Origin of the sequence: Streptomyces sp. NBC_01689 (assembly GCF_036250675.1) — a bacterium.
In the GTDB taxonomy this organism is placed as follows: domain Bacteria; phylum Actinomycetota; class Actinomycetes; order Streptomycetales; family Streptomycetaceae; genus Streptomyces.
Genome location: NZ_CP109592.1, coordinates 8,233,940 through 8,258,949, shown reverse-complemented (window position 1 = coordinate 8,258,949; position 25,010 = coordinate 8,233,940). Strand labels below are relative to the sequence as shown.

20 protein-coding genes, 1 pseudogene and 1 riboswitch are annotated in these 25,010 nt (G+C 74.2%); of the genes and pseudogenes, 7 read left to right on the top strand and 14 right to left on the bottom strand.

Features of this window, described 5'->3' with window-relative positions; genetic code table 11:
• Window positions 1-11: 11 nt before the first annotated feature.
• On the top strand, window positions 12-821 hold the full coding sequence (ppk2, locus tag OG776_RS35500) for a polyphosphate kinase 2 (RefSeq protein ID WP_148008278.1): 810 nt from the start codon (window positions 12-14) through the stop codon (window positions 819-821).
• 5 nt (window positions 822-826) lie between these two features.
• On the opposite strand, the gene OG776_RS35495 is transcribed toward ppk2, so the two are convergent.
• Window positions 827-1,735, bottom strand: a complete 909-nt coding sequence (locus OG776_RS35495) for a universal stress protein (protein ID WP_261994455.1) — start codon at window positions 1,733-1,735, stop codon at window positions 827-829.
• 1,076 nt (window positions 1,736-2,811) lie between these two features.
• Here OG776_RS35495 and OG776_RS35490 point away from each other — a divergent pair.
• The 3 genes from OG776_RS35490 (at window position 2,812) to OG776_RS35480 (ending at window position 5,026) form a co-directional block, all read left to right on the top strand.
• Window positions 2,812-3,645, top strand: coding sequence for an oxidoreductase (locus tag OG776_RS35490; protein WP_329323152.1), 834 nt, complete (start codon window positions 2,812-2,814; stop codon window positions 3,643-3,645).
• Window positions 3,646-3,788: 143 nt separating this feature from the next.
• Entirely contained in the window at window positions 3,789-4,265 is a 477-nt protein-coding gene (locus OG776_RS35485) for an Lrp/AsnC family transcriptional regulator (RefSeq protein WP_148008281.1), read from the top strand.
• Between the two features lie 47 nt (window positions 4,266-4,312).
• Window positions 4,313-5,026, top strand: coding sequence for an HAD family hydrolase (locus OG776_RS35480; RefSeq protein WP_148008282.1), 714 nt, complete (start codon window positions 4,313-4,315; stop codon window positions 5,024-5,026).
• 213 nt (window positions 5,027-5,239) lie between these two features.
• Here the strand turns inward: OG776_RS35480 and OG776_RS35475 are convergent, their stop codons facing one another.
• The 5 genes and pseudogenes from OG776_RS35475 to OG776_RS35455 form a co-directional block, all read right to left on the bottom strand.
• Window positions 5,240-6,172 carry an NADP-dependent oxidoreductase gene (locus tag OG776_RS35475; RefSeq protein WP_222723779.1) on the bottom strand — a complete coding sequence of 311 codons (933 nt, stop codon included), beginning with the start codon at window positions 6,170-6,172 and terminating at the stop codon, window positions 5,240-5,242.
• 160 nt (window positions 6,173-6,332) lie between these two features.
• Complete coding sequence (locus OG776_RS35470) at window positions 6,333-7,505, bottom strand: XdhC family protein (RefSeq protein ID WP_148008283.1); 1,173 nt, start codon at window positions 7,503-7,505, stop codon at window positions 6,333-6,335.
• The gene (locus OG776_RS35465) at window positions 7,498-9,669 is read right to left on the bottom strand and encodes a xanthine dehydrogenase family protein molybdopterin-binding subunit (protein WP_148008284.1); all 2,172 of its coding nucleotides are present in this window, start codon (window positions 9,667-9,669) and stop codon (window positions 7,498-7,500) included. Before OG776_RS35465 ends, OG776_RS35470 begins: the two co-directional genes overlap by 8 nt.
• Entirely contained in the window at window positions 9,666-10,658 is a 993-nt protein-coding gene (locus OG776_RS35460) for an FAD binding domain-containing protein (RefSeq protein WP_329323151.1), read from the bottom strand. The genes OG776_RS35465 and OG776_RS35460 overlap by 4 nt, the downstream gene beginning before the upstream one ends.
• A gap of 182 nt (window positions 10,659-10,840) precedes the next feature.
• Window positions 10,841-11,377, bottom strand: a pseudogene (locus OG776_RS35455) ((2Fe-2S)-binding protein); the annotation flags it as partial.
• Between the two features lie 312 nt (window positions 11,378-11,689).
• Here OG776_RS35455 and OG776_RS35450 point away from each other — a divergent pair.
• Window positions 11,690-12,304 (top strand): TetR/AcrR family transcriptional regulator, encoded by a 615-nt coding sequence (locus OG776_RS35450; protein WP_148008113.1) that lies wholly within the window; start codon window positions 11,690-11,692, stop codon window positions 12,302-12,304.
• 239 nt (window positions 12,305-12,543) lie between these two features.
• On the opposite strand, the gene OG776_RS35445 is transcribed toward OG776_RS35450, so the two are convergent.
• Together OG776_RS35445 and OG776_RS35440 are read right to left on the bottom strand one after the other, a co-directional pair.
• A complete protein-coding gene (locus OG776_RS35445; RefSeq protein WP_329323150.1) occupies window positions 12,544-13,173 on the bottom strand; it encodes a dihydrofolate reductase family protein in 630 nt (209 codons plus the stop codon).
• Between the two features lie 229 nt (window positions 13,174-13,402).
• Window positions 13,403-14,767 carry an FAD-dependent oxidoreductase gene (locus OG776_RS35440; RefSeq protein ID WP_329323149.1) on the bottom strand — a complete coding sequence of 455 codons (1,365 nt, stop codon included), beginning with the start codon at window positions 14,765-14,767 and terminating at the stop codon, window positions 13,403-13,405.
• 268 nt (window positions 14,768-15,035) lie between these two features.
• Here OG776_RS35440 and OG776_RS35435 point away from each other — a divergent pair, with 268 nt between their 5' ends.
• Window positions 15,036-16,223 carry a PP2C family protein-serine/threonine phosphatase gene (locus OG776_RS35435; protein ID WP_410093155.1) on the top strand — a complete coding sequence of 396 codons (1,188 nt, stop codon included), beginning with the start codon at window positions 15,036-15,038 and terminating at the stop codon, window positions 16,221-16,223.
• A gap of 242 nt (window positions 16,224-16,465) precedes the next feature.
• Here OG776_RS35435 and OG776_RS35430 read toward each other — a convergent pair whose 3' ends face one another.
• From OG776_RS35430 to OG776_RS35415, 4 genes are read right to left on the bottom strand one after another with little or no spacing between them, the layout of a single operon-like run.
• On the bottom strand, window positions 16,466-16,666 hold the full coding sequence (locus OG776_RS35430; protein ID WP_187285519.1) for a hypothetical protein: 201 nt from the start codon (window positions 16,664-16,666) through the stop codon (window positions 16,466-16,468).
• Window positions 16,663-17,058 (bottom strand): hypothetical protein, encoded by a 396-nt coding sequence (locus OG776_RS35425; RefSeq protein WP_329323148.1) that lies wholly within the window; start codon window positions 17,056-17,058, stop codon window positions 16,663-16,665. Before OG776_RS35425 ends, OG776_RS35430 begins: the two co-directional genes overlap by 4 nt.
• A 46-nt stretch (window positions 17,059-17,104) precedes the next feature.
• Window positions 17,105-18,589, bottom strand: coding sequence for a sensor histidine kinase (locus tag OG776_RS35420; RefSeq protein ID WP_148008108.1), 1,485 nt, complete (start codon window positions 18,587-18,589; stop codon window positions 17,105-17,107).
• Window positions 18,586-19,290, bottom strand: a complete 705-nt coding sequence (locus OG776_RS35415; protein WP_329323147.1) for a response regulator transcription factor — start codon at window positions 19,288-19,290, stop codon at window positions 18,586-18,588. The genes OG776_RS35420 and OG776_RS35415 overlap by 4 nt, the downstream gene beginning before the upstream one ends.
• Window positions 19,291-19,838: 548 nt before the next feature.
• Here OG776_RS35415 and OG776_RS35410 point away from each other — a divergent pair.
• On the top strand, window positions 19,839-21,203 hold the full coding sequence (locus OG776_RS35410; protein ID WP_148008106.1) for a diacylglycerol/lipid kinase family protein: 1,365 nt from the start codon (window positions 19,839-19,841) through the stop codon (window positions 21,201-21,203).
• Between the two features lie 443 nt (window positions 21,204-21,646).
• On the opposite strand, the gene OG776_RS35405 is transcribed toward OG776_RS35410, so the two are convergent.
• Window positions 21,647-23,383, bottom strand: coding sequence for an NlpC/P60 family protein (locus OG776_RS35405; protein WP_329323145.1), 1,737 nt, complete (start codon window positions 23,381-23,383; stop codon window positions 21,647-21,649).
• A gap of 56 nt (window positions 23,384-23,439) precedes the next feature.
• Window positions 23,440-23,614, bottom strand: a riboswitch (cyclic di-AMP (ydaO/yuaA leader).
• A gap of 257 nt (window positions 23,615-23,871) precedes the next feature.
• Window positions 23,872-24,978, bottom strand: a complete 1,107-nt coding sequence (locus OG776_RS42525; RefSeq protein WP_443077302.1) for a hypothetical protein — start codon at window positions 24,976-24,978, stop codon at window positions 23,872-23,874.
• Between the last annotated feature and the right edge of the window lie 32 nt (window positions 24,979-25,010).

The following is a 25,010-nucleotide window of genomic DNA, read 5'->3' as shown; positions in this document are numbered from 1 at the left end:
GAGGAGGAGGCATGGGCGGCAAGAGGACGGCGTCGGCGTCGTTGCCGGGGGCGGTGTACGAGCGCGAACTGCTGCGGCTCCAGACGGAGCTGGTGAAGCTCCAGGAGTGGGTGCGGGCCGAGGGCGCCCGGCTCGTGGTGATCTTCGAGGGGCGTGACGCGGCGGGCAAGGGCGGCACGATCAAAAGGGTCTCGGAGCACCTCAATCCGCGTGTCGCACGGACCGTGGCGCTGCCCCGGCCGACCGAGCGCGAGCGCACCCAGTGGTATTTCCAGCGGTACGTCGAACATCTGCCGGCCGCCGGGGAGATCGTCCTGTTCGACCGGAGCTGGTACAACCGGGCCGGGGTCGAGCACGTCATGGGTTTCTGCACCAAGGAGGAGTACCAACTCTTCCTGCGTCAATGCCCTCTTTTCGAGCGCATGCTCGTGGAGGAGGGGATCATGCTGCGCAAGTACTGGTTCTCGGTGAGCGACGCCGTGCAGCAGGACCGGTTCCGGCGCCGGCTGAAGGACCCGACGCGGCGCTGGAAGCTCTCCCCGATGGACCTGGAGTCGATCACCCGCTGGGAGGCGTACTCCCGGGCGAAGGACGAGATGCTGGTGCACACCGATCTCTCCGAGTCGCCCTGGTTCGTGGTCGAGAGCGACGACAAGCGCCGCGCGCGGCTGAACATGATCGCCCATCTGCTCGGCTCGGTCCCATACCACGAGGTGCCCCCGCCGGTGCTCGAACTGCCGCCCAGGCCGCCCTCGACGGGGTACGAGCGTCCGCCGCGGGATCTCCAGACGTACGTCCCCGACCACGCGGCGGGCCTCTGAGCCGGTCATGGTGCCGCCACCCGGCCGGGGACCACGGCGACCGGGCAGTCGGACCCGTGCAGGACGGCGTGCGCGACCCGGCCGACCGGCAGCCCGACGTGTGCGTGCCCGTGGAGCCGTCCGGAGCCCAGCACCAGCAGGTCCGCGTCGGCCGAGGCGGCCATCAGTACGCGGCGCGCGGGTCCCTCGGCGGGACGCAGGCGCAGCCGGACCGACGGATGCTCCGCCGCCGGTCCGCCGAGCGCCGACTCCAGGATCTCCATCGCCTGCCGCTCGTGCAGCCGGGCGGGCTCCCCTTCGACGGGCGGCTGGTCCGTCTGCTCCCGGCCGGGCCAGCGCCAGGCCCGTACCGCCTCCAGGACGGCCCCGCGGGCCTGCGCCTCCTGGAGCGCGAAGCGCGCGGACGTGGAGCTGTGCGGGCCGTCACCGACCCCGAGGACGATCCGCCGCCGCTGCCCGTTCGGCTGTCGCCGGGCCGCGGGCCGGCTTCCCCGGCCGCCGCGCAGCACGATCACGGGGCAGTCGGCACGGGCGGCCACCGCGAGGCTCACCGAACCGAGCAGCAGCTCGACGAGACCGTTGCGTCCGCGGGAGCCGATGACCAGCGCGCAGGCGCGGTGGCCCTCGTGCAGCAGGACGCTCACCGGGTCGTCGGGCAGGACGTCGGCCGACACCCGCAGGTCGGGCCGCCGGTCGTGGGCCCGCCGGGTGGCCGCGTCGACGGCGTCCTCGGCGAGCGCCTGGTCGGGGGGCCGCTCTGCTCCGTCGGCGGAGACTCCTTCGTAGCGCTCCCACAGTGAGGCGTTGACGAGCCGCAGCGGGGCGCCCCGCAGCGCGGCCTCGTCCGCCGCCCAGTCGACGGCGCGCAGGCTCGGTCCGGACCCGTCGACACCCACCACGAGGGGAAGCTCCAAGATCCTCACCTTCCCGTGCCTCGATCGGGGACGACCACGGAATCGGCCCGGCCGCCCGGTGTCCCCTCGGCGGTTTCCCCGGCGGACGTGAGCGGGCGGGTCCCGTGGACGGACCCGGCGGGGCCCGCGGACCGCGGCTGCCGGAACCCGGCGGGGTCCTGCCGCGCGCCGGGCCCGGCACAGCTCTCCGGGCGGTCTCCGCCTGCGCCGCCCGCGCCGCGGCCGGGGCACCTGATCGTGCCGTACGCCGGCACGGCCACCCTCACGAGTTTTCCGTCGTGCCGCAACCCGGCGCCGGAGACCGCGGGACGGGCTCCTTCCACCATGGTGGTGATTCCCTCTCCGCGCGACGTCACGCCGCCGGACGGCCCCCACTCGCACCGCCGCGTCCTCCCGCTCCCCGCTCCACCCGCCCGGGGCTCGTCGGGCCGCTGCCGGGCCGGAAGGGTGACGTCCCGGCCCGGGACCGGCCCGGCGCCCGTCACGGGCCGGGCACGTCCCCCGGGACCTCGTACGACGGCGTCGGTCCGGCACGCGGACGTGCCCTCGGGACCCACGGTGGCGCTTCCGGGCATCGTCTCCCTCTCCTGGACCGGGCGGGACCGTTCCGTCTCCACCCTCCGGTCCCGGAGGACACGCGGTGCAGGGGCCGCAGGTCCCCCGCCGGGGCCGAACGGCCCTGTCCGCGGCCGCGGACGCGTCCGGCGACGGTCGACGCGACCGTCGCCGCCTCGCCGTCGGTGCGGTACGGCGGTGGGGGTGGGTACGGACCCAGGGGCCCGGGTTCCCGGTACGGCCCACGCCCCGCGAGGTCGTACGCGGTCCCCTCCCGCGTCCGGGAGTGCGGGCACCCCTCCCCGGAGGCCTCCCCCGGACGCTCCGGGAGGGGAAGCCGCGCAGGTGAGCGCGGGGCATCGCGCCCGGTTCCCGGTCCGGTGCGCCACGCGGTGTGGTGTCCGCCCGCTCCTGCGTCCACGCTGGAGGGAGCACCCTCGGCCCGGTGCGCCTCGCCGGTGAGCGACCGGACAGTCCTCCTGCGGGCACGAGGTACGCCCCTACGGCAGCGGAGGCCGGCCATGGACGACGTTCCCCTCCCCTATCAGGTGACCCAGGCCCGCGACGAGACGGCCGACACGGTCACCCTGACCCTCGCGCCGACGGGCACCGGGCTGCTCGCGCCCTTCACGCCCGGCCGCTACGCCCTGGTGCACGCCCTCGGGGTGGGCACCGTCCCGGTGCCGGTGTCCCGCATCGACCGGCACGAGATCGCCCTCACGATCCGGTCGTCGGACGCGGTCTCGGCCGCGCTGTGCGCCCTTCGGCCGGGTGGCCGGGTCGGCCTGCGCGGCCCGTTCGGCACCGGCTGGGAACTCGACCGGGCGCTGGGACACGACCTGCTGGTCGTCGCGGCCGGACTCGGTCCGGCGCCGCTGCGCCCCCTGGTCCTCGACGCGCTCGCCGCCCCGCAGCTGTACGGACACCTGAACGTGCTGGTCGGTGCGCGCACCCCGGACGACATCCTCTACGCCCAGCAGACGCACGCCTGGTCCGCGGCGCATGGCCCGCCGCACTGCGCGGTCACCGTCGACCGTCCCGGTCCCGGCTGGGAAGGCCCCGTCGGCGCCGTCACGGCCCTCCTCGACGGGGCCCGGTTCGCCCCGCGGAACACCACGGCCTACGTCTGCGGTCCCGCGGCGACGGTCCGGGAGACCGCCCGTGCCCTGCTCGAACGCGGTCTGCCCGCGGAACGCGTCCGCGTCGCCCTCGACAGCCACGACAGCCACCCGGACCGCGCGACCGGCCGGCGCGACGGCACCGGCCCCGGGGACGTCCTGTCCCGGGACGGGGGCCCGGTGGTCGGCTGGGAAGAGGTGGAGTCCGCGACACCCACCGGACGGACCGGCACCTGACACCGACACGGGGCTCAGCGGCCCTGAGGACCCGGGTGCCCCGCAACCGCCACCCCCGCCGTCACCGCTCGGTCCGGCGCGGCACCGCGGCGTCGGTACAGTCGGTGAAGATCACCTCAGACGGCAGGAGAGGCCGGCGCACCATGGCCGTGGACGAGCTCGACACCCGGATCCTGCGGCTGCTCCTGGAGCAGCCGCGTACCAGCGTGCGTGAGTACGCCCGCATGCTCGGGGTCGCCCGCGGCACGCTGCAGGCCCGTCTGGACCGGCTGGAACGGGACGGGGTGATCACCGGCACGGGCCCCTCGCTCTCCCCCGCCGCGCTCGGCCACCCGGTGCTGGCCTTCGTGCACATCGAGGTCACGCAGGGCCGGCTCGACGAGGTGGGCGACGCGCTGGCCGCCGTACCGGAGATCATCGAGGCGTTCTCGATCACGGGCGGCGGCGATCTGCTGACCCGGGTGGTGGCCCGCGACAACGCCCACCTGGAGGACGTGGTCCAGTCGCTCATCAGTCTGCCCGGCGTCGTCCGCACCCGTACCGAGGTGGCGCTGCGCGAACGCGTTCCGCACCGGGTGCTGCCGCTGGTGGAGTCGATCGGGCGGGCGCCGAACGGCTGACGGGAGCGGTCCACGCCGACCGGCCGGGACTTGGCATCCTGGACCCCATGAGCGCTCTCGGCCGCACCTCGGTCATCTTCGATCTCGACGGAACTCTCGTGGACAGCGAGCCGAACTACTTCGAGGCCGGCCGGCAGATGCTCGCCGCGCACGGCGTCACCGGCTTCACCTGGGCCGACCACGAGCGGTACGTGGGCATCAGCACCCGGGAGACGCTCGCCCTCTGGAAGGAGCGCTACGGGCTGCGGGCCCCGCTGGAGGTCCTGCTCGCCGACAAGAACCGGCGCTATCTGGAGCTGGCCCGTGCCGCCACGCACGTCTATCCGGAGATGCGCGCGTTCGTCGGACTGCTGGCGGACGCGAAGGTCCCGATGGCGGTGGCCTCGGGGTCCTCGGCCGCGGCCATCGAGGCGATCCTGACGGGAACCGGCCTGGCTCCCTTCCTGGCGACCGTCGTCTCGGCGGACGAGGTGGCCCACGGCAAGCCCGCACCCGACGTCTTCCTGGAGGCCGCCGCCCGCCTGGGGGCCGCGCCCGCGGACTGCGTGGTCCTGGAGGACGCCGCCCCCGGCGCCGCGGCCGCGCACGCGGCCGGGATGCGGTGCCTCGCGATCCCGTACGTCGCCGCGCAGGCCGACGATCCGGCGTTCGGCACGGCGGACGTGCTGGTGCGCGGCGGCCAGGCCGAGTTCACGGCACGCGCCGCCTACGACTGGCTCACACGCCCGGCGACGTCCTCCCCCGCGCCCGGCGAATCCTGAGCGAATTCCGAGCCGCTACCGGCGCGACTCCGGAGCCGGCGACCGCGCTCCTGAACCCACGCCCGCGTCCCTGACCCGACGGCCGCGTCCCGGGTCCGCTCACCGCCCAAGGCCACGTCCCGGGCCCCCGACCGGCCACGACCCGCCCGGACACGCCGGCCGCGGCCGAGCCCGGGTCCACGGTCGCGCGGAGTCACTTCGCCGGGCCGCGTCTCAGGCGACGCGCAGGACGATCTTGCCGCGGCGATGCCCCTTCTCCAGGGCCTCGTACGCCTCCGCGGTCCGGGTGAGCGGCAGGACCCGCTCGACCCGGGGGACCAGCGTCCCGGCGTCGGCCATGCGGGCCAGCGCCTCCAGGCCGGCACGGTCCGGTTCGACCACGAAGAACCTGCCGCCCTCCCGGGCCGCGTCGGGCGGCGCGACGACGCTCACCAGCAGACCGCCGGGCCGCAGCACCCGCCAGGAGCGTTCCTGGGTGTCGCCGCCGACCGTGTCGAGGACCAGGTCCATGTCCTCGACCAGATCCTCGAACCGTTCGCCGCGGTGGTCGACGACATGCCCGGCGCCCAGTCCCCGCACGAAGTCGGCGGTCCCGGCACTCGCCGTCGCCGTGACCGAGGCACCGAGGGCCGCGGCCACCTGCACCGCGATCGAACCGACCCCGCCCGCGCCGCCGTGCACGAGGACACGGGTGCCGGCACGCAGCCCGCCGTGCACGACCAGCCCCTGCCAGGCGGTGAGCCCGGCCAGGGGCAGCGCCGCCGTGTGGTCGTGGTCGAGGGCCGCCGGCCGGGCGGCGAGCACGGCCGCGGGCACGGCGGTGAACTCCGCGGCCGCTCCGTCCCGGGTGAACGGGATCAGCCCGAACACCTCGTCGCCGACGTTCCACTCCGTCACGCCGGAGCCGAGCGCGGCGACGACACCCGAGACCTCCTTGGAGGGCACGATCGGCAGCCGTGGTGCGCCGCTGCCGTCGAAGCTGTCGGTCCAGGTGGCGTCCCAGTCCAGTTCCCCCCGCGTGACGGAGGCGGACCGCACCTCGACCAGCACCTCGCCCGCGGCGGGAACCGGGCGCGGAGCGACCTCGTGGGCCAGCACCTCCGGGCCACCCCGCCGATGGGCGCGTACCGCGTGCATGGTGTCCATTCCAGCCTCCCAGTTCCCTGTCCGGGCCGGTCTCCGTGGCGTACCGGCCGGGTTCCTTCCGGTACCTCCACACTGGCCGACCCGGCCGGTTCCCGCTTCCGTCATTCGACTGCGTCGGACACCGCGCCGGGACCGGGAGACCGGGTTCGGCCACCGCTCGTCAGGCGGCCTCGCGGGCGCCCGGCGCGCGGTCGGACGGGCCGTCGCCCCCGTCCCGGTGGATCGGCGTCCGCGAGCCGGTCAGCGGAGTGCCCGTGCCGCCCTCACGGGCCGCGACGATCTCCGCGGCGATGGACAGCGCGGTCTCCTCGGGCGTACGGGCCCCGAGGTCGAGCCCGATCGGGGACCGCAGCCGGGACAGCTCCCGCCCGGTGAGTCCGGCCTCGCGCAGCCGGCGCTCACGGTCCTCGTGGGTGCGGCGCGACCCCATGGCCCCGATGAAGGCCGCGGGCATCCGCAGCGCCGCCTCCAGCAGCGGTACGTCGAACTTGGCGTCGTGGGTGAGCACGCACAGGACCGTCCGCTCGTCGGTACCGGTGCGCCGCAGATAGCGGTGCGGCCAGTCGACGACGATGTCGTCCGCCTCCGGGAAGCGGTCCCGGGTGGCGAAGACGGGGCGGGCGTCGCACACGGTCACGTGGTAGCCGAGGAACTTGCCGACCCGTACCAGCGCGGTGGCGAAGTCGACGGCGCCGAAGACGATCAGACGGGGCGGCGGCACGCTGGACTCCACGAACAGGGTCACACCCCCGGGGCACCGCGAACCGTCCTCGGAGAGTCCGACCGTGCCGGTGCGCCCCGCCGTGAGCATGGCGCGGGCCTCGTCCGCCGCGGTGCCGTCCAGCGCCGGGGGACCTCCAAGGCCTCCCTCGACCGCCGGTCCGGACGTCTCGCCGGGGCGCACGAGCAGCGCACGGCCCAGCAGACCGGCCGGTCCCCGGGCCACCCGGACGACGGCGGCCGGCTCGCCGCGGGCCGCCGCCCCGAGCGCCGCCTCGAACACCTTCCGGCCGGGCCCGTCCGCGCGCACCGGGGTGACCAGGACCTCGATGACACCGCCGCAGGTCAGCCCCACCGCGAAGGCGTCCGCGTCGCTGTGTCCGAACCGTTCGAGCACGGTCCGGCCGTCCCGCAGCGCCTGCACGCACAGGTCGTACACGGCGCCCTCGACGCATCCCCCGGAGACCGAGCCGACGGCCGTGCCGTGACCGTCCACGGCGAGGGCCGCGCCCGGACCGCGCGGCGCGCTGCCGCCGACACTCACGACGGTGGCGACGGCGAAGTCCCGGCCCTCCTCGGCCCAGCGGCGCAGTTCGTCGGCGAGGTCAAGCACCGGGCCCCCTTTCCCCGGCGAGCCCCGCGAGCAGGACCCGGTCGGGGCGGATCGGCAGGTTCCGGTGGCGCACGCCGGTCGCGTGCCAGACCGCGTTGGCGATCGCCGCCGCGGCTCCGACGACCCCGATCTCCCCGATGCCCTTGATGCCGACCGGGTCGTCCGGATCGGGGTCGTCCACCCAGTCCGCCTCGACGTGCGGTACGTCGGCGTGCGCCGCGAAGTGGTATCCGGCCAGGTCGGCTCCGACATGGCCGCCCGTGGCCCGGTCCCGGACCGCCTCCTCGTGCAGCGCCATGGACAGGCCCCAGATCATTCCGCCGACGAACTGACCGCGCGCGGTCAGCGGGTTGACGATGCGGCCCGCGGCGAAGACGCCGAGCATCCGGCGCACCCGCACCTCCCCGCTGGTGACGTCCACGGCGACCTCGGCGAACTGCGCCCCGAAGGTGTGCCGTTCCATCGGCGGCAGCGCGCCGACGGCCTGCGAGGTGTCCGAGCGTGCCGTGATGCCCTCCGGCGGGACGGCGCCGCCCAGCGACAGCCGCTCGCGCAGCTCGTCCGCGGCGACCCGGATCGCCCAGGACCAGGACCGGGTGCCCATCGAGCCGCCGGCGATCATCGCCGGACCGAAGTCGCTGTCCGCGATCCGCATCCGGACCCGTTCCGGCTCCGTCTCCAGCGCGTCCGCGGCGACGAGGGTGAGCGCGGTGCGGGCTCCGGTCCCGATGTCAGAGGCGGTGATCCGTACGGTGTAGGTGCCGTCGGGCTCCGCCGTCACAGCCGCCGTGGACGGGGCGGACAGCATCGGGAAGGTGGCCGCGGCCGTGCCGGTACCGAGCAGCCAGCGGCCTTCGCGGCGGACTCCCGGACGCGGGTCACGTCCGGCCCAGCCGAACCTGCGGGCCCCCTCCTCGAAGCAACGGACGAGATTGCGGCTGCTGAAGGGCAGTCCCGAGACGGGACCCACGTCCGGCTCGTTGCGCAACCGGAGTTCGATCGGGTCGAGGCCGCACTTCTCCGCGAGTTCGTCCATCGCGGACTCCAGCGCGAAGGAGCCGGGCGCCTCTCCCGGGGCCCGCATCCAGCTCGGGGTCGGCACGTCGAGCCGTACGACGCGGCTGACCGAGTGGTGGGCGTCGGAGCCGTACATCGCCCGCCCGTACTCGGCGCTGCGCTCGATGAACTCGTGGACGGTCGAGGTGAGGCTCTCGGCCCGGTGCTCGACCGCGCGCAGCCGCCCGTCCGCGTCGGCGCCGAGCCTGACCCGCTGTGCCGTGGGGCTGCGGTAGCCGACGAGGGAGAACATCTGACGCCGGGTCATGACGACCCGGACCGGGCGGTGCAGTACGGTCGCGGCCATCGCGGCGGCGACGGAGTGGGGGCGGGTGCCCTTCGATCCGAAGCCGCCTCCGACGTGTTCGGACCGGACCCGGACCGAGCCGGGGTCGAGCGAGAAGAGCTTCGCGAGTTCGTCCGCCACGAACCTGCTGCCCTGGTTGGAGTCGATCACTTCGAGCCGGCCGCCGTCCCAGCGTGCGAGTGCCGCGTGCGGCTCCATGGGGCTGTGGTGCTCCTCCGGGGTGCGGTACTCGGCGTCCACGACGACGGCGGACGCGGCGAGTTCGGCCTCCAGGTCGCCCTTCGTCTCGGCGGGGGCGCTCTCCGACGTGTACACACCGGGGAGTCCGGCGGTGAACTCGACGTCGTGCGGCTCCTCGTCGTACTCGACGACGAGTGCCTCGGCCGCCTCCCTCGCCTGCTCGGGTGTCCCGGCGACGACGAGGGCCACCGGCCAGCCGGAGTAGGGCACCCGGTCCCCCTGGAAGACCTGCGCGATCGGGTCGGGCACACCGAAGGCGTTCGTGTAGGCGGAGTTGAGGCGCGGGGCGTTCTCGTGGTGCAGGACGGCGAGGACACCCGGCATCGCGAGGACGGGCGCGGACCGCACGGCGCGGACACGGCCCCGGGCCACGGTGGACAGCACGAGCCAGCCGTGGGCGAGTTCGGGATGGGGCACCTCGCCCGCGTACCGGGCGGCACCGGTCACCTTGGCCAGGCCCTCCACCCGGGTGTGCGCGGTGCCGACGGCCGCCGTCCCCGCGGCCGTGGGGCCCGTCGTGGTCGTCGCGGTCGTCGTGGTCGTCGTGGTCGTCGTGGTCATCGGGCGGCCTCCTCGGTGAGCCCGGTCAGCGTCGCCACGACGAGGTTGCGCATGAGGGGCACCTTGTATCCGTTGTGGGGCAGCGGTTCGGCCGCCGCCAGTTCGGCGTCCGCGGCGGCGGCGAAGGCCCCGGCGTCCGCCGGTCCCCCCGACAGCGCCCGTTCGGCCTCCCGGGCCCGCCACGGCCGGGACGCCACCGCCCCGAACGCGAGGCGCACCTCGCGCACCACGCCGTCGCGGACATCGAGCGCGGCGGCGACCGACCCGATCGCGAAGGCGTACGAGGCGCGCTCACGCACCTTCCGGTAGTGGGAGCACGCGGCGACGGGGGTGTCGGGCACGGTGACGCCGGTGATCAGCGCGCCGGGCGGCAGGGCGGTCTCCCGGTGCGGGGTGTCGGCCACCGGGAGGTAGAACTCCGTCAGCGGCAACTCCCCCGGCCCGTCGAGTGTTTCGTACGTGACGACGGCGTCTAGGGCGGTGAGGGCCACCGCCATGTCCGAGGGGTGGGTGGCGACGCAGTGCGCGGAGGCGCCCAGGACGGCGTGGTTGTGGTGCTCGCCCTGAACGGCGGGGCAACCGCTGCCGGGTACACGCTTGTTGCAGGGTTTCGCCAGATCGGTGAAGTAGCCGCAGCGGGTGCGCTGGAGCAGGTTCCCGCCGACCGTGGCCATGTTGCGCAGCTGACCGGAGGCACCCGCCAGCACCGCCTGCGCCAACGCCGGGTAGCGGCGCCGTACTTCGGGGTGCGCGGCCAGATCGCTGTTGGTCACGGTCGCCCCGACGCGCAGCCCTTCTCCCGGGATGAACTCGATCCTGTCCAGGGGGAGTTCCCGTACGTCGACGAGGCGGCCCGGCCGTTCCACGCCACTCTTCATCAGGTCGACGAGGTTGGTGCCGCCTCCGAGACACCGGGCCTCGGGGTCGGCACCCAGCAGAGCCACCGCGCCGGACACGTCGAAGACGCGCTCGTAGCCGAACTCCCTCATGCGGCGACCTCCTCGACGCCCGGACCGGCCGCGACGGGCACCTCGGCCGCTCCCGTCTCCGGGACGCCTGGTTCGCCGACGCCCCGTTCGGGGACGGCCGGTTCGGGGTCGCCCGGTTCCGGGACGCCCGGTTCCGGGACGCCCGGTTCCGGGAGCGCCCACGTGGCAGAAACCTCTCCCGCGCGGACCGTTCCCTCCCCGGCCGCGCGGGCGACGGCCTGCACGATCGACACGTACGCGCCGCAGCGGCACAGGTTGCCGCTCATCCGCTCACGGATCTCCTCCGCGGTGAGCGGCGGGACACCCGCCTCGGGCCGTACGTCGGCGGTCACGGCGCTCGGCCAGCCCGCCGCGTGCTCCTCGATCACGCCGAGGGCCGAGCAGATCTGGCCCGGTGTGCAGTAGCCGCACTGGTAGCCGTCGAGGTCGAGGAAGGCCTGCTGGACCGGATGCAGCCGCTCCCCGTCCGCCACGCCTTCGATGGTGGTGATGGCGCGGCCTTCGGCGGCCACGGCGAGTTGCAGACAGGAGACGGCCCGGCGCCCGTCGAGCAGTACCGTGCAGGCACCGCACTGGCCCTGGTCACAGCCCTTCTTGGTACCCGTCAGGTCGAGACGCTCGCGCAGTGCGTCGAGCAGGGTGGTGCGGTGGTCGACGGGCAGCGTGTATTTCTCGCCATTGATGTTCAGAGTGATGGCGCTGGACGTCGATGGGGCCATGATCAGCCTTCTTTCGCCGAGTCGCGGGGGCGCGGAGGTCACGGGGCGCGGAGGTCACGGGGGAAGGAATGGCGCTGTGCGATGAGTGGGGGTGGGCTGGGGTGGGGGAAGAAAGGGACCGGTGGCCGTCCGCACAAGGTGCGGGGCGACACCGGTTTCGCGAGGCACCGGCAGTCCACGATGGCCGGATCTCACGCTATGGTGAACCTAAGTGGACAGCTGTCCACTAACGCCGAACTTAGCGGACAGCTGTCCACTTATCAAGGCCGGGCTCCGCCGCGGGGTTCCGCGGCCGGGGGAAAGGGGGGACGAATGCAGAGGAAGGACGCCCCGCTGCGTTCGGACGCGCAGCGCAATCGCGAGCGCATCCTCGAAGTGGCCCTGGCGGAGCTGACCCGCTCCTCGGACACCCCGCTCAGCGCGATCGCCAAGAAGGCGGGCGTGGGGCAGGGCACGTTCTACCGGAACTTCCCCAACCGCGAGGCGCTGGTCCTGGAGGTCTACCGCTACGAGGTGCAGCAGCTCGCCGACACCGCGGCCCAGCTGCTGGAGACCCGCGCCCCGGACCGGGCCCTGCGGGAGTGGATGGACCGTCTGGCGCAGTACGCCATGGCCAAGGCGGGCCTGGCCGAGGCCCTGCGCGCGTCCACCGTCACCCGGGGCACCCTGACCAGGCTGGGGCACGGCGCGGTCTCCTCGGCCGTCTCCCTTCTGCTCGACGCCAACGACCGGGCGGGGACCATCCGTCCGGGAGTGACCCCCGACGACTTCGTCCTCGCGATCGCCGGTCTCTGGCAGATGGACGCCCACGGGGACTGGCAGCCGCGTGCCGCGCGCCTCCTCGACCTGGTGATGGACGGTCTGCGCGCGGGCGCGCCGGGCCCCCGGCCACCGGCACCCGGAACGGCGCCGTCCGACGCGGAGTGAGGGCTCACGGGGACCCGGCGCCGTGGCGCGACCGCGCGTACCGGTACCGGAGACCGAGGCCCCGGCCCGACGGCGCGACGGGGCTCAGCCGAGTGAGGGGATCCCGGGAATCCGGCACCGTGGCGCGGCCGCGCGACGCGGATCACACGCACCGACGGCTGGTGCCCGCCGGGCCGTGCGCACGGAGGTGGAACCGCGTCCCGGGCATCCCCGACGCCCCGCGTCGCGGTCATGTCGCGTCAGCGGCGCAGCAGCCGGGCATGGGTGGCGGCCGGTGAGCTCACGAGTTCGGCGACGCGGTAGCCGTCGACCCCGTCCCCCAGGTGGTCGAGCAGGCGCTCTCCCCGCCCGACCAGCCGGGGGACGATGGCCAGGTGCAGTTCGTCGACGAGGCCGGCGCGAAGGTACTGCTGGACCGTGGCCGCGCCGCCGCCGAGGCGCACGTCCCGGCCCGCCGCCGCCTCGAAGGCGCGCTCCAGGACCGTGGTGACGGGCTCGTCGGTGAAGTGGAAGGAGGTCCCGCCCTCCATCGTCAGCGACGGCCGCGGGTGGTGCGTGTGCACGAACACGTCGTTGTGGTAGGGCGGGTTGTCGCCCCACCAGCCGCGCCACGACTCGTCCTGCCAGGGGCCGCGGTGCGGCCCGAACATGTTGCGGCCCATGATCGTGGCGCCGATGTTCTCCTCGGCGCGCTCCACGTACTCGACGTCCGTGCCGCCCTTGCCCGCCTCGTGGTCCCGCATCGCGGCGAACATCCAGGTGTGCATGGACGCGAAGCCCTCGCCGAGCGGATGCTCCAGGCACTGGTTCGGCCCCGCGGCGAAGCCGTCCAGGGAAACGGTCAGGTTGTGCACGCGCAGCTTGGGCACGGTCGTACTCCTCAGGTGGGGTCTTCCTGCTCTCACCCGTACGTCGAACGGGGAGCCCCCGCGTCTACAGTTCCCCCGACATCTTTCACCAGGAACGCCGGACCCGCCCGATCCGGACGGGTCCGGGCCGGAGGGGACCCGACGACCGTGGGGGGTGTCCGTGCCACCCGGTCCGGTGGGCACGGACACCCCCCACGGAGGTGACGTTCAGCGCCTCGGCGCCGCGGCATCAGGCTCCGCTGGCGTCGAGCATGTCCTCGCGCTCGACGAGCTTGACCCGCTCGCGGCCCTGCGGTTCGCCGAGCGCCTTCTCCGCGGCGTCCAGCCGGTACCAGCCCTCCCACGTGGTGTAGCGGACGTCGCGCTCCTTCAGGAACGCGTCGACGGCCTCCGGCTCGGGAGCGGCGGGCGTGAGCAGTCGGCCGCTCGCGTGGTCGTCGAGCAGGCTCGCGACGGTCTCGTTGGCGTCGCCCTTGGTGTGGCCGATGAGGCCCACCGGTCCGCGCCTGATCCAGCCGGTGACGTACGTCGACCGCAGGTGCTCGCCGGTCTCCTCGATCACCCGGCCCGCCTCGTCCGGGACCGTGCCGGACTCGACGTCCCAGGGCAGCTTCGGGAGCTTGTCGGACAGGTAGCCCACGGCGCGGTAGACGGCCGTGACGTCCCAGTCCTTGAAGGTGCCGGTGCCCTTGACGTTGCCGGTGCCGTCGAGGACCGTGCGCTCGGTGCGCAGGCCGGTGACCTGGCCGTCCTCGCCGAGGATCTCGGTCGGCGACTCGAAGAAGTGCAGGAACAGCTTGTGCGGCCGCTCGCCGACGTCGCGGATGGCCCAGTTCTCCAGGGTCTTGGCGACCATGTCGGCCTGCTTGTTGCCGCGCCGGGTCGCGATCGAGCCCTCGTCGTAGTCGATGTCCTCGGGGTCGACGATGACCTCGATGTTCGGCGAGTGGTCCAGTTCCCGCAGCTCCATCGGGCTGAACTTGGCCTGCGCCGGGCCGCGGCGGCCGAAGACGTGGACCTCCAGCGCCTTGTTGGCCACGAGCCCCTCGTGGACGTTCGGCGGGATCTCGGTCGGCAGCAGCTCCTCGGCGGTCTTGGCCAGGATGCGCGCGACGTCCAGCGCGACGTTGCCGACACCGAGGACGGCGACCTTCTCGGCTTCGAGGGGCCAGGTCCGCGGGACGTCCGGGTGACCGTCGTACCAGGAGACGAAGTCCGCCGCGCCGTACGAGCCGCCGAGGCCGATGCCGGGTATGTCCAGGGCCCGGTCCGCCGTCGCGCCCGTGGAGAAGATCACCGCGTCGTAGAAGGCACGCAGGTCGTCCAGGTTGATGTCCCCCGGGTAGTCGACGTTGCCGAAGAGACGTATCTGCGGCTTGTCGAGCACCTGATGCAGGGCCGTGATGATGCCCTTGATCCGCGGATGGTCCGGGGCGACGCCGTAGCGGATCAGGCCGAAGGGGGCCGGCATCCGCTCGAAGAGGTCGATGGACACACCGGGCTCGACGGCCACTGCGGACTTCAGCAGCGCGTCGGCGGCGTAGATGCCGGCGGGACCGGCTCCGACAATGGCTACCCGCAGAGGGCGAGGCATGATCAGATTCCCTTCGAAGGGGGCAGGGGTGACTCGCCCGGAAGCCTAAGCTAAGGCATGCCTTAGTCAGTACTCGGGTTGGATCTATGACCACATAAGGGCGGCTTATGACCTCTTGCTTCTGAGGAGATCCCTAAAGTCCGGCCGCCTCCGCGGGGCTCCGGACGGGGCGCGGACGAGGCCCGGAACCCGGTGGCGGACCTGGTGCCGAGGAGCAGGCACTACGGGTCAGGGGGAAAATGGTCGGGTGAGCGTCCGGCGCGTGTCAGTGGACCGCCTCGTGGAGCAGCCGTCGAGCCGCGGACTGGTGGCGGTCCCCGTCGCGCTGATCGTAGTGATCACGGTCGTGGACATCCAGTCACCGGCCGACGTCCATCTCGGTCCGCTGCTCGTCATCGCGCCCGCGCTCACCGCCTCGCTCGCCGGACCACGGCTGACCACGCTGGTCGGCGTGCTCGCCGTGACCGCCCAGGTGTGCATCGCGATGCTGCACGGCGGCCTGACCACGGCCAACCACGTCGCCCAGATCATCGCGCTGTCCGTGCTCTCCGCCCTGGTGGTCTTCGTGTGCCACCTGCGCGAGCGGAGAGCGCTCGAGCTGAGCCGGTCACGGTCCGTGGCCGAGACGGCGCAGCGTGTCCTGCTGCGCCCGCCGCCCCGCCGGATCGGTCCGCTGCGGGTCGCCTGGCTCTACCTGGCCGCCGAGGACGAGGCCCGGATCGGCGGCGACCTCTTCGCGGTGGCACGCTCCGCCCGTCTGTCCACCCGGCTGGTCATCGGGGACGTACGCGGCAAGGGCATGTCGTCGATCGGTGAGGCGTCGGTGGCGCTCGGGGCGTTTCGCGAGGGCGCCCAGCGGTACGCCACGCTGCCCGAACTGACCGCGGCACTGGAGGCGAGCGTCTGCCGTGACCTCGACGAGGTGGCCGACACCGAGCACGACCCCGGTGAGCACTTCATCACCGCGCTCGTCCTCGACATCCCCGACCACGGCAACCGCGTCGAGATGATCAACTGCGGCCATCCCCCGCCCCTGCTGCTCCGGGATCACCGGGTCGAGGTCCTGCAGGCCCGGCACCCGGTGCCGCCGCTGGGGCTGTGCGAGACGCCCGCGGCGCACCATCGCCCCGACCCGTTCACCTTCGAGGTGGGCGACGTCCTGCTGCTCTACACCGACGGGGTCATCGAGGCCCGGTCACCGACGGGCGACTTCTACCCGCTCGCCGACCGGGTGGCCGCGTTCCGGGGCGCGGGACCCGACGCGCTGCTGCGTCACATCCACGACGACCTCCTGGCCCACGTCGGCGACCGGCCCTCCGACGACGCCGCACTGCTGATCGTCGAACGCACCGCCTCCGAGCATCCGCACCGACCGCACCTCCCGTCCCACCCCGTCGACGGCCACCACCGGATCAGCTCCGACGGATCACCGCCCGCCCCTGGAACACGGGCGTGATCCGGCGACGGCCGCCGACCGGCGCCCGCACTGCCACGCGCCACACCCTGCCAGGGCCCCGGGCAGGGTGAGCCGAGGCCGCGTCGGGGGCCGTCGCCGTGGCACGGGGCCGCATCGGCGCCGCGCGCCGTGGCCCCGGGCTGCGGCGGGAGAACCTCGGGCCGCCGCGAGTCGTGGCCCTGGACGGCGGCGGCGGCGTCGGCACGTGCGCCGGGCCGACGCCGCGCCGTGGGCCCCCGTGGTCACTCCCGGGCCATGTCCGACTCCGCCTTGCTCGCCGCCGAGTCGGCGTCGTCGACCAGTTTCCGCAGATGGTCGAGGTCCGTGGTGGACGAGGCGGCGGGCGCCGGCTGTCCGGTGTCCGTGCCGTGACCGCAACCGGTCAGCAGCAGGACGGCCACGGCGGCCACAGCGGCCGGGGCCACGCGGCGCACGGCCCTCATTTCGCGTTCCCGTCGTCGTGCGTGCCGCACCACTTCCGGACCTCCGAGAGGTCCTTCTGACGCGCCTCCAGAGTGGGGATCAGGGAGCGCCGGAAGGTGAGCCGGTCGTTGAGGTAGCTCTCGATCTCCGTGTGTCCCGCCGCCTTGGCGCTCGCCACGCGCTGTTCGAGGCGGGCGACGGAACCCCGCCGGGTCGCGTCCGCGTGCAGCCGGTCGAGGATCCGGCCGATCCGCTGGTCGATCTTCGGGGCGCGCCGGCACAGCGCGGCCGCGCCGTCGCCCTTGGGCGCGCCGGACGGCGCGGGCGACGCGTCCGCCGCGGCGACCCCCGGGGCGCCGAGCAGCGTACCCACGGCGACCAACGAGACCACGGTCTTCCTGGTGCTTGGCATGACGAACTCCTCCGTGTCCACGGGCGGTTGCCCGCACACGCGGAAACTAGGAGCCGTCCTTGTGGAATTCTTGTGACCGGTCGGCGGCCGCGATCATCCAGTTGCGGCGGAGCGGCAGCGTCTTCCCCTCGTCCGGCGCGCCGTCGACGAGCGGCAGTGCGACCTCGATCCGGGTACCCGGCCCGCCCGGCCGGTCCAGGACCCGGACGCGGCCCCGGTGCAGTGCGATCTGCTGGGCGACCAGGGTGAGTCCGAGGCCGGAGCCCGGGCTGTCGGGCCGTCGCCTGAAGCGTTCGAAGACCTGCGCCCGCAGCTCGGGCGGGATGCCGGGGCCCCGGTCGTCGACGACGAGCAGCACGTCGGTGCCGCTCGCCCGCAGGCCGATCTCCACCCGCGCGGGCCGCCCGTTTTCCTGTCCGTGCACCAGGGCGTTGACGAGCAGGTTGTCCACCACGGTCCGCAGTCCTGGTTCCCAGCCGTGCACCCGCGGACCCGGTGGCCAACTGCCGGACACCCGGGCGTGCGGATGGCGGCGCCGCTGCTCCTGCGTGGCCGCCTCGACGACGTCGGCCAGGTCCACCGGCCCGAAGGCGTCGGCCTCGACGAGGTCCCCTCGGCCGAGGTCGCGCAGCATCACCAGGAGGCCCAGCAGCCGGGCGTGCTCGCGGCGCAGGTCGTGCAGCACCTCGTCACGGTCGGCCCCGGCGAGGTCCGGATGCGCGGTGAGGATCTCCAGGTTGGTCTGCATGCTCATCAGCGGGGTGCGCAGTTCGTGCGAGGCGGCGGAGGCGAAGGAGCGGGCGGTGGCCAGGGCCTCGGCCGTCCGGGCGGCCTGTTCGTCGTAGCGGGCCAGAACGGTCTGCAGGGTGTGCGCCAGGTCGTCGACCTCGGCGATCCGGGTGGGTGTGTGATCCAGGCGGGCCCGGCTGGCGCGGGGGTCCAGGCCACTCGTACGGCGTTGCAGTATGCGCAGCGGCCGGCTCGCCCGGGTGGCGACTCCCCAGGCGAGCAGTCCGGACAGCGGCGCGGCGAGCAGGGCGACGGACACCGCGCGCCGCCGGACCAGCCGCAGTTGGGTGTCGGCGGCGGTGTCCGACGCGAACAGCCACAGCGTGCCCCGCACTCCGGGCCGGGCGCCGGTCACCGGGGTGGACAGGATGCGCCAGCTGTGGCCGTCGGCTCGGAGCGTGACGGGGACCGGCGCGCTCGGCGGCAGCGGCGCCCCGGCGTCCGGCTGCGGGCCGCCGGTGAAGGTGTCGTCCGGGCCGACCAGCCGGACGCCGACGTCGAGGGCGGAGGTGAACAGCTTGCGCTGGCGCGCCTGTTCCACGGCGGCCGACCGGTCCGCGGCGCTCGCGCGCAGCAGTCCCCGGGCGTCCTTGGCCACGGTGGCCGCGCGCTCGCGCAGATGGGCGTCCTGCTGGTCGTGCAGATCCGTGGCGACCAGCCGCAGCAGCAACCAGCCGGTGGCCAGGACCAGTACGGGCACGGTGGCGCCGACGGCGAGGGCGATCCGTGTGGACAGTCTCACCGCTTCTCCCCCGCCCGGTCGTCCCGCAGGACGAAGCCGACGCCCCGCACGGTGTGGATGATCCGGGCGCGGTCCCGGGTCTCCAGTTTGCGGCGCAGGTAGCTGACGAAGGTGTCCACCGCGTCGGTGCGCACGTCGAAGTCGTATCCCCATACACGGTCCAGGAGTTGGTCCCGGCTGAGGACGAGTCCGGCATTCCGTGCGAGGACGTGCAGGAGCTCGAACTCGCGGCGGGTCAGGTCCACCGGCCGGCCGTCGAGGGCGACCGTGCGGGCGGCGGGGTCCATGAGCAGGCCGCCGACCCGTACGGTGCCCGTGTCGCGCGGTGGTCTGCGGCGCAGCAGTGCCTCCAGGCGGAGCACGAGTTCCTGCAGGGCGAAGGGTTTGACCAGGTAGTCGTCGCCGCCCGCCTGGAGTCCCGCGATCCGGTCGGCGGTCTCGTCGAGCGCGGACAGCATGAGCACGGGTATGTCGTTGTCCTCGCTCCGCAGCGTCCTGCACACCTCGATGCCGTCGAGGTCCGGCATCGAGATGTCCAGCACGATCACGTCCGGTGGTCTCGTCCGGGCCAGGTCCAGCGCCGGGCGGCCACCGTCCGCCAGGTCCACGGTGAATCCGCCGAGCCGCAGTCCGCGTTCCAGCGAACGGCGTATCGCCGCGTCGTCGTCGACGACCAGCACCCGGCCCCGGTCCACGCCCATCGCCCCTGTCCCTCCGCCTCGCTGCCTCTTCGTACGACTGATTCTCCGTACCGCTGTGTCGTCCTACCGCCATGTCTTCGTGGGAATGTGTCGACGTACCGCTATGTCGTCTTACGGCCGAGTCGGCTTACCGCTGTGTCCTGGCGCCACCCACCCGGCCACGTCGCCGGATCCGCCGCCGCCCATCGTGCATCAGACGCGCCGGGCCCGTTCCCGAGGGGTGCCGAAGACCCGGCCCCGTCAGCGGTCGCCCAACCCGACCGGCCCGACCGGATCGATCGGATCGCCTTCCCGGGTGACGACCCTCGCCCGCACCGGGTCCTCGGCCGCTCCGCGCTCCGACTGTGGTGGAGTGGGCCGCACCGGCCCCGGACCCGTCGCTGCGAGTCCGCGCTCGTCGCCGACGCGTCGGCGCACGTCCGCGCACCCGTGATGGCGCGTCGGCGGTCCGCTCGACCACGGACGGCGTACCCCTGGACCGACCGTCCGTGGACCGACCGTCCGTGGACCGGCCGTGGACCGCGTATCCGCGCATCCCTGGAGGAGCGATGACCGAGGACAGGAGCGACGCGGTCCGTGGTGGTGACCGCTGGGCGGCCAGAGCGTCACTGGCCGCGGCGGCACTGGCGGTGCTGCTGCCGCTGGCCAAGGGCGGTCTGAAGGGCGTGCTGCTGCTCGCGATCGCGTTCGTCGGCGTGGTCGTCACGGCGGCCGCCGTCTGGTGGACGCTGACCCGGCGCGGCCCGCTGCGCTGGGTCGCCGCCCTGGTCGCGGTGGTCGCCCCCGCCGCCGTCGTCACGCTGTTGGCGGTGTCCCTGCTGTGGGCCGTACCCGCGTCCCTGGGGCTGTGGGCCGTGGCGGTCTGGAGCGGCCGTCACGCGCTGCGCGGCGACCGTCCCCGGCGGGCCCGGGAACGCGGGACGGCGCCCCCGCGGCATCCGTTCCTCGTCATGAACCCCCGTTCGGGAGGCGGGAAGGTGGCCCGGTTCGGGCTGGTGGAGAAGGCCGAGCGGCTCGGGGCGCGGGTCGTCCTCCTCGACCCCGACGAGGAACAGGACGTCACCGCCCTGGCGCGCGCCGCCGTCGCCGACGGCGCGGATCTGCTGGGTGTCGCGGGCGGCGACGGGACCCAGGCGCTCGTCGCGGCCGTCGCCGCCGAACACGGTCTGCCGTTCCTGGTCGTCTGCGCCGGTACCCGCAACCACTTCGCGATGGACCTCGGGCTCGACCGCGACGACCCCGCACGCTGTCTCGACGCGCTCACCGACGGCGTCGAACTCCGGGTGGACATCGGTTTCGCGGGCGGGCATCCGTTCGTCAACAACGCCTCCTTCGGCGCCTACGCGGCGGTCGTCCAGAGCCCGGCGTACCGCGAGGACAAGATCGGCACCATTCTGGAGCTCCTGCCCGAGCTGCTCACCCGGCAGCGCGGGCCGCGGCTCACCGCCCGCGCCGGAGACTCCACGCTCGACGCCCCGCAGGCCGTACTGGTGAGCAACAACCCCTACCGCACCAACGATCCGGCCGGGATCGGCCGCCGCGAGCGCCTCGACTCCGGGCTGCTCGGCGTCCTCGGCATCAAGGTGGACAGCGCGGCCGAGGCGGCGGCCCTGGTGCTGGACCGGGCCGCGCAGGGGCTCGCTGTCCTCACCGCGCGCGAGGTGGTCGTGGACGCGGACCGGCCGGAGATCGACGCCGGCGTCGACGGCGAGGCCCTGATGCTGCGCACCCCGGTCCACTGCCGTGTCGAACCGGGCGCGCTGCGGGTCCGGGTCCCCCGGAAACGTCCCGGTGTGCCCGACCCCCGTCCGGCCCTCGACTGGCGCCGGTTGTGCGCCCTCGCGACGAGGGTGGGCCGAACGTCCGCCCCCGGGCGCCCCGTCACCACCGAGGACGCCGAACCGCGCCCCTGACGACGGGCGATTCGGAGGCCAGGACTCCACATGGAGCGGAAAGGTGTTCAAGATGTGCTTGAATTGTGAACAAGCCAGCCAAGTGGCTTGATCCGACCGCTGGAACCCGTCCGGCGCACGCCCTGACTCCGCGTGCCACGGCACCCCGTCCGGCCGGGGCAAGCCTGGCCCGGGCCGAGCGGTCCGGGCCGAACCGTCCGGGTCGAGCGGTCCGGGGCGGGCGCCCACACCGTGCAACACGACGGTCTCGGGCGAGTAGCCGCCCGGAGGCGCCCGTTCGGCAGGCCGACGCGCGTTCCGGCGCGGGCCCGGGGAGGACACGGCACCCTCCGCCCGCGCCCCCCGCGCTGCGGCACCCGGCCGACCGCCGGGGACAAGTCCGCCCGGTGCCCTCACCGGATCGGTACGGGCACCGGGCGGACCGGGGTCTTCCGGGACGTCCCCTACACCGGCCGTGCGGCGCTGTGGATCGCCGCCTGACCCGCGTAGAAGATCGACTCCTCGCGTATGTACGCCCCCGGACTCGGCGCGTGGATCATCATGCTGTCGCCGATGTACAGGCCGACATGGCTGACGTCGCCGTAGAAGAAGATCAGGTCGCCGGCCCGCAGGTCGGTGAGCGGGATCGGCGTGGTGGCCGCCGCCTGGTCGCCCGCGGTGCGCGGGAGCGCGACCCCGGCCACCATCCACGCGGCACGGGTGAGGCCCGCGCAGTCGTACGAACCCGGCCCGGCCGCGCCCCATACGCACGGCCTGCCGATCTGGGCGCGGGCGAAGTCCAGCGCCTTGGCGGCCTTCACGTCGTATCCCGAGCCGGCCGTGTCGCCACCCACGGCCATGCCCGCGATGCCCGGCATCCCGGCACCGACGGATGCCGCCGGGGCGAAGGACGCGTCGGGGGCGACGGTCACGGCGGGGATGTGTCCCGTGTGCGAGCCGAGGGGCGTGCGGGGCGGCTCCGCGACGAACGACGGATCCGGCGTGGTGAGCGGGTCCGGGGCGACGAGTCGGTCGGGCCCCCAGGCCACGCCCTGGGCGTAGGACAGCTCCGGGGCGTAGGACGTCCCAGGGGCGAACGCCGTGTCCGAGGCGAAGGTCATGCCCGGCGTGAACGTCGTGTCCGGGACGAAGGCCATGCCCGGGACGGACGCCGTGTCCGACCCGAAGGCCGCACCCGGGCCGGCCACGACGCCCGGCAGGGACCCCGTGTCCGACGTGGACGCCGGGTCCGGGGCGAACGTCAGTCCCGAGGACGACATCATCGCCGCGTACAGGGGGGTTCCCGCGTCGAGGGAGGCGTCGCCGCCGAGGAGGTCACCCGCGTCCGGGCGGGCGGCCGTGTCCACCCGCGCGCCGAGGCCCGCACCGGCCGACACCGGTCCCCGCCACTGCTCCTCGGCCTCACGGCGGACCAGTTCCTCGGCGCTCGGCCAGGCCTGCCGGGCCGGCGGTGCCTCGATCGCCGCGACCGGGGCGGTCCGCTGCTGGACGGCGTGCCGCGCCAACAGGTCACGCGCGAGGGCGAGTTTACGCCGGTTCCGCTCCTTGCGGCTCTTCAGCGAGGAGGAGGAGTGAGGGGACTCGACGGCCGGCGCGGGCAGTGCCCCGGCGGCCTCCTGACGCACCCCGGTCCCGGCCTCCAGCGCCGCGACGGCCCTCCCGGCGGGGAGTTCCGCCGCCGGTCCGGCCGCCGGACGGGCGGTCAGCTCCGCCCTGGGCCCCGCTCCGGGGCCGGCGGTCAGCTCCGGGACGGGGCGGCCCGGGGCCTCCAGCGCCCGGGCGGAGGAACCGCTCTCCAGGGGCTTGGAGACGGGTGCGGGGAGCGCCTCCGCCCGGCGCTTCGGCGTCCTGTCGGCCGGCAGCCGCGCGGGGGCGCTCGGGCCCAACTGGGCGCGGGCCACGTCGAACCAGGGCCGGGACACGTCGTCGAGCGTGGTCTCGGTGTTCCTGCGGCCGTTGTCCCGCGCCGGGTTGAGGCGACCGCGCGAACCGCTGAGCATCGCGCGGGTCGCGTTGTAGTTCCCGGTGGCGGTCTCGGCCCGGTCGTAGAGGGAGCTGATCCGCTGCTGGACCTCTTCGCGGCTCGGGGCGTCGCCCCCTCCGAGGGAGGGGGAGTCGGGGCTCTGCGGGAACAGGCCCGCCGAGGAGCGGGCCGACGTCGCGGGTGCGGAGCGGGACATGCCGGGGAGGCTGCTGCCTCCAGGGCCCGGGGTGCGTTCCGGCGCCATGACGGACGTACTCCTTCCGTACTCCGCCTACCGAGTTAGCTGTCGGGTTCGGGCGGACAGATCCGGAAGGTATGCCCTACGGCCGTTGCCCGGTCGGGCAGTTGGGCCGATTCACCCCAGGGTTCGGTTGGGTCCCCGGCTCCGGTCGCCGTGAGGCCGCACCGGATTAGGCGGAGGCCAACCGACCCGGCGAGGTTCGCCGGAGGAAGTCGTATGGCCTGGCGCCAACTTAGCCAACTTGTGTCCCTCGCGTGAAGATTGATGTGCGAAGTGTCCGATATGTAATTGTGACCTTCGTCGTATTCACGATCTCGGACGAGTTCTTGCGTACTTTCTCGGGAGGCGCGGGCCGACGCCGGGGCCGGTCCGCCGACGACACACCGCGCCTCCCGGCACCCACGCGCGCGGGGGGTCCGCCACGGGGACGCCTTCTGCCCATGTCAGCGCGCTCGTGGCGACGCGTCGCCGGCGCGATGCCCGACGGCCCGCCGGGCTGTCCGCGCGGCTGGCCTCAGCCCGGACAAGGTGTCCGATGCGGACGCCCCGTCCCCGGACGAGCCGTCCCTCGCGGACGGCCCCGGGCCGGACCGCGCGTCCGCAACGGACGGCGGGACAGGAACGGACCATGGGCCAGGACCGGTTGGGGCGGGCGAAGCCCACGGGACGGAAGCGGCTCCGGTCGGGAGGGTCGGGAGACCCACCGTCCGGCGCTCGGGAAACAGGATCGCCAGGGCCCGCAAGGATCTTCGCCGGCGCCCGTGGAGAAGCCCGAGGACCAGCGCGGCCGCCACCGCGATCAGGTGTTCCCGGCCCGCCAGATTGGGCCTCGCGATCGACTCCCACACCATCGAGCCGCCGGTGAGCGCGAACACCACGGGTGCGCGTCGGACGACGGCGAGGTAGGTGAACAGGCCGACCACCGCGGCGGACGGCCCGGTGTCCAGCACGTCCCCGATCCTGGCTGGCAGACCCAGGCCCCACCAGCCCGGCCCCATCGCGATCATCACGCGGACGGTCAGGGTGCCGGCCAGCGTGGTGACGTAGGCGATGGCCAGGGTCCGGGCCCGGCCGAGGGCGAGTTCGGCGAGCGCGAACGCGAGGAACAGCTGGGTGATGCCCGCCCACACGGGCAGGTCGAGGGCCGGGACGTACAGCGACACGGGGGTGCGCAACAGGGCCAGCGGCAACGGCAGGGACGCCGTGACCCCGCCGGTCAGCCGCACCACCGTGGCGCCGGTCGGATGCTGGGCGATCGCGTGGAAGAAGACGACACCGAAGGCGGCCACGAAGGCCAGCAGGAGTCCGGACAGTCCACGGCGCGTCAGCTGCCGGAGCGGTTCGACGGCCATGCCGTGCCACTCGCGGCGCAGGGCGCGCCCGGCGAACGACACGAACCGGTACGCCGTGCCGCCCCGCCGGCCGCGTACGTCGTCGCAGGGGACGTCGCGGGGAACGTCGCACACACCGTCCGGCGCGTCGTCCCTTGCGTCGTCCCGCGCACGAGGACGCGCGCCGTCGTGCGCGTCCTCGTGCGCACCCGCGTGCACGGCGCGCAGTGGTGGACCGGCGCCGGCTCCCG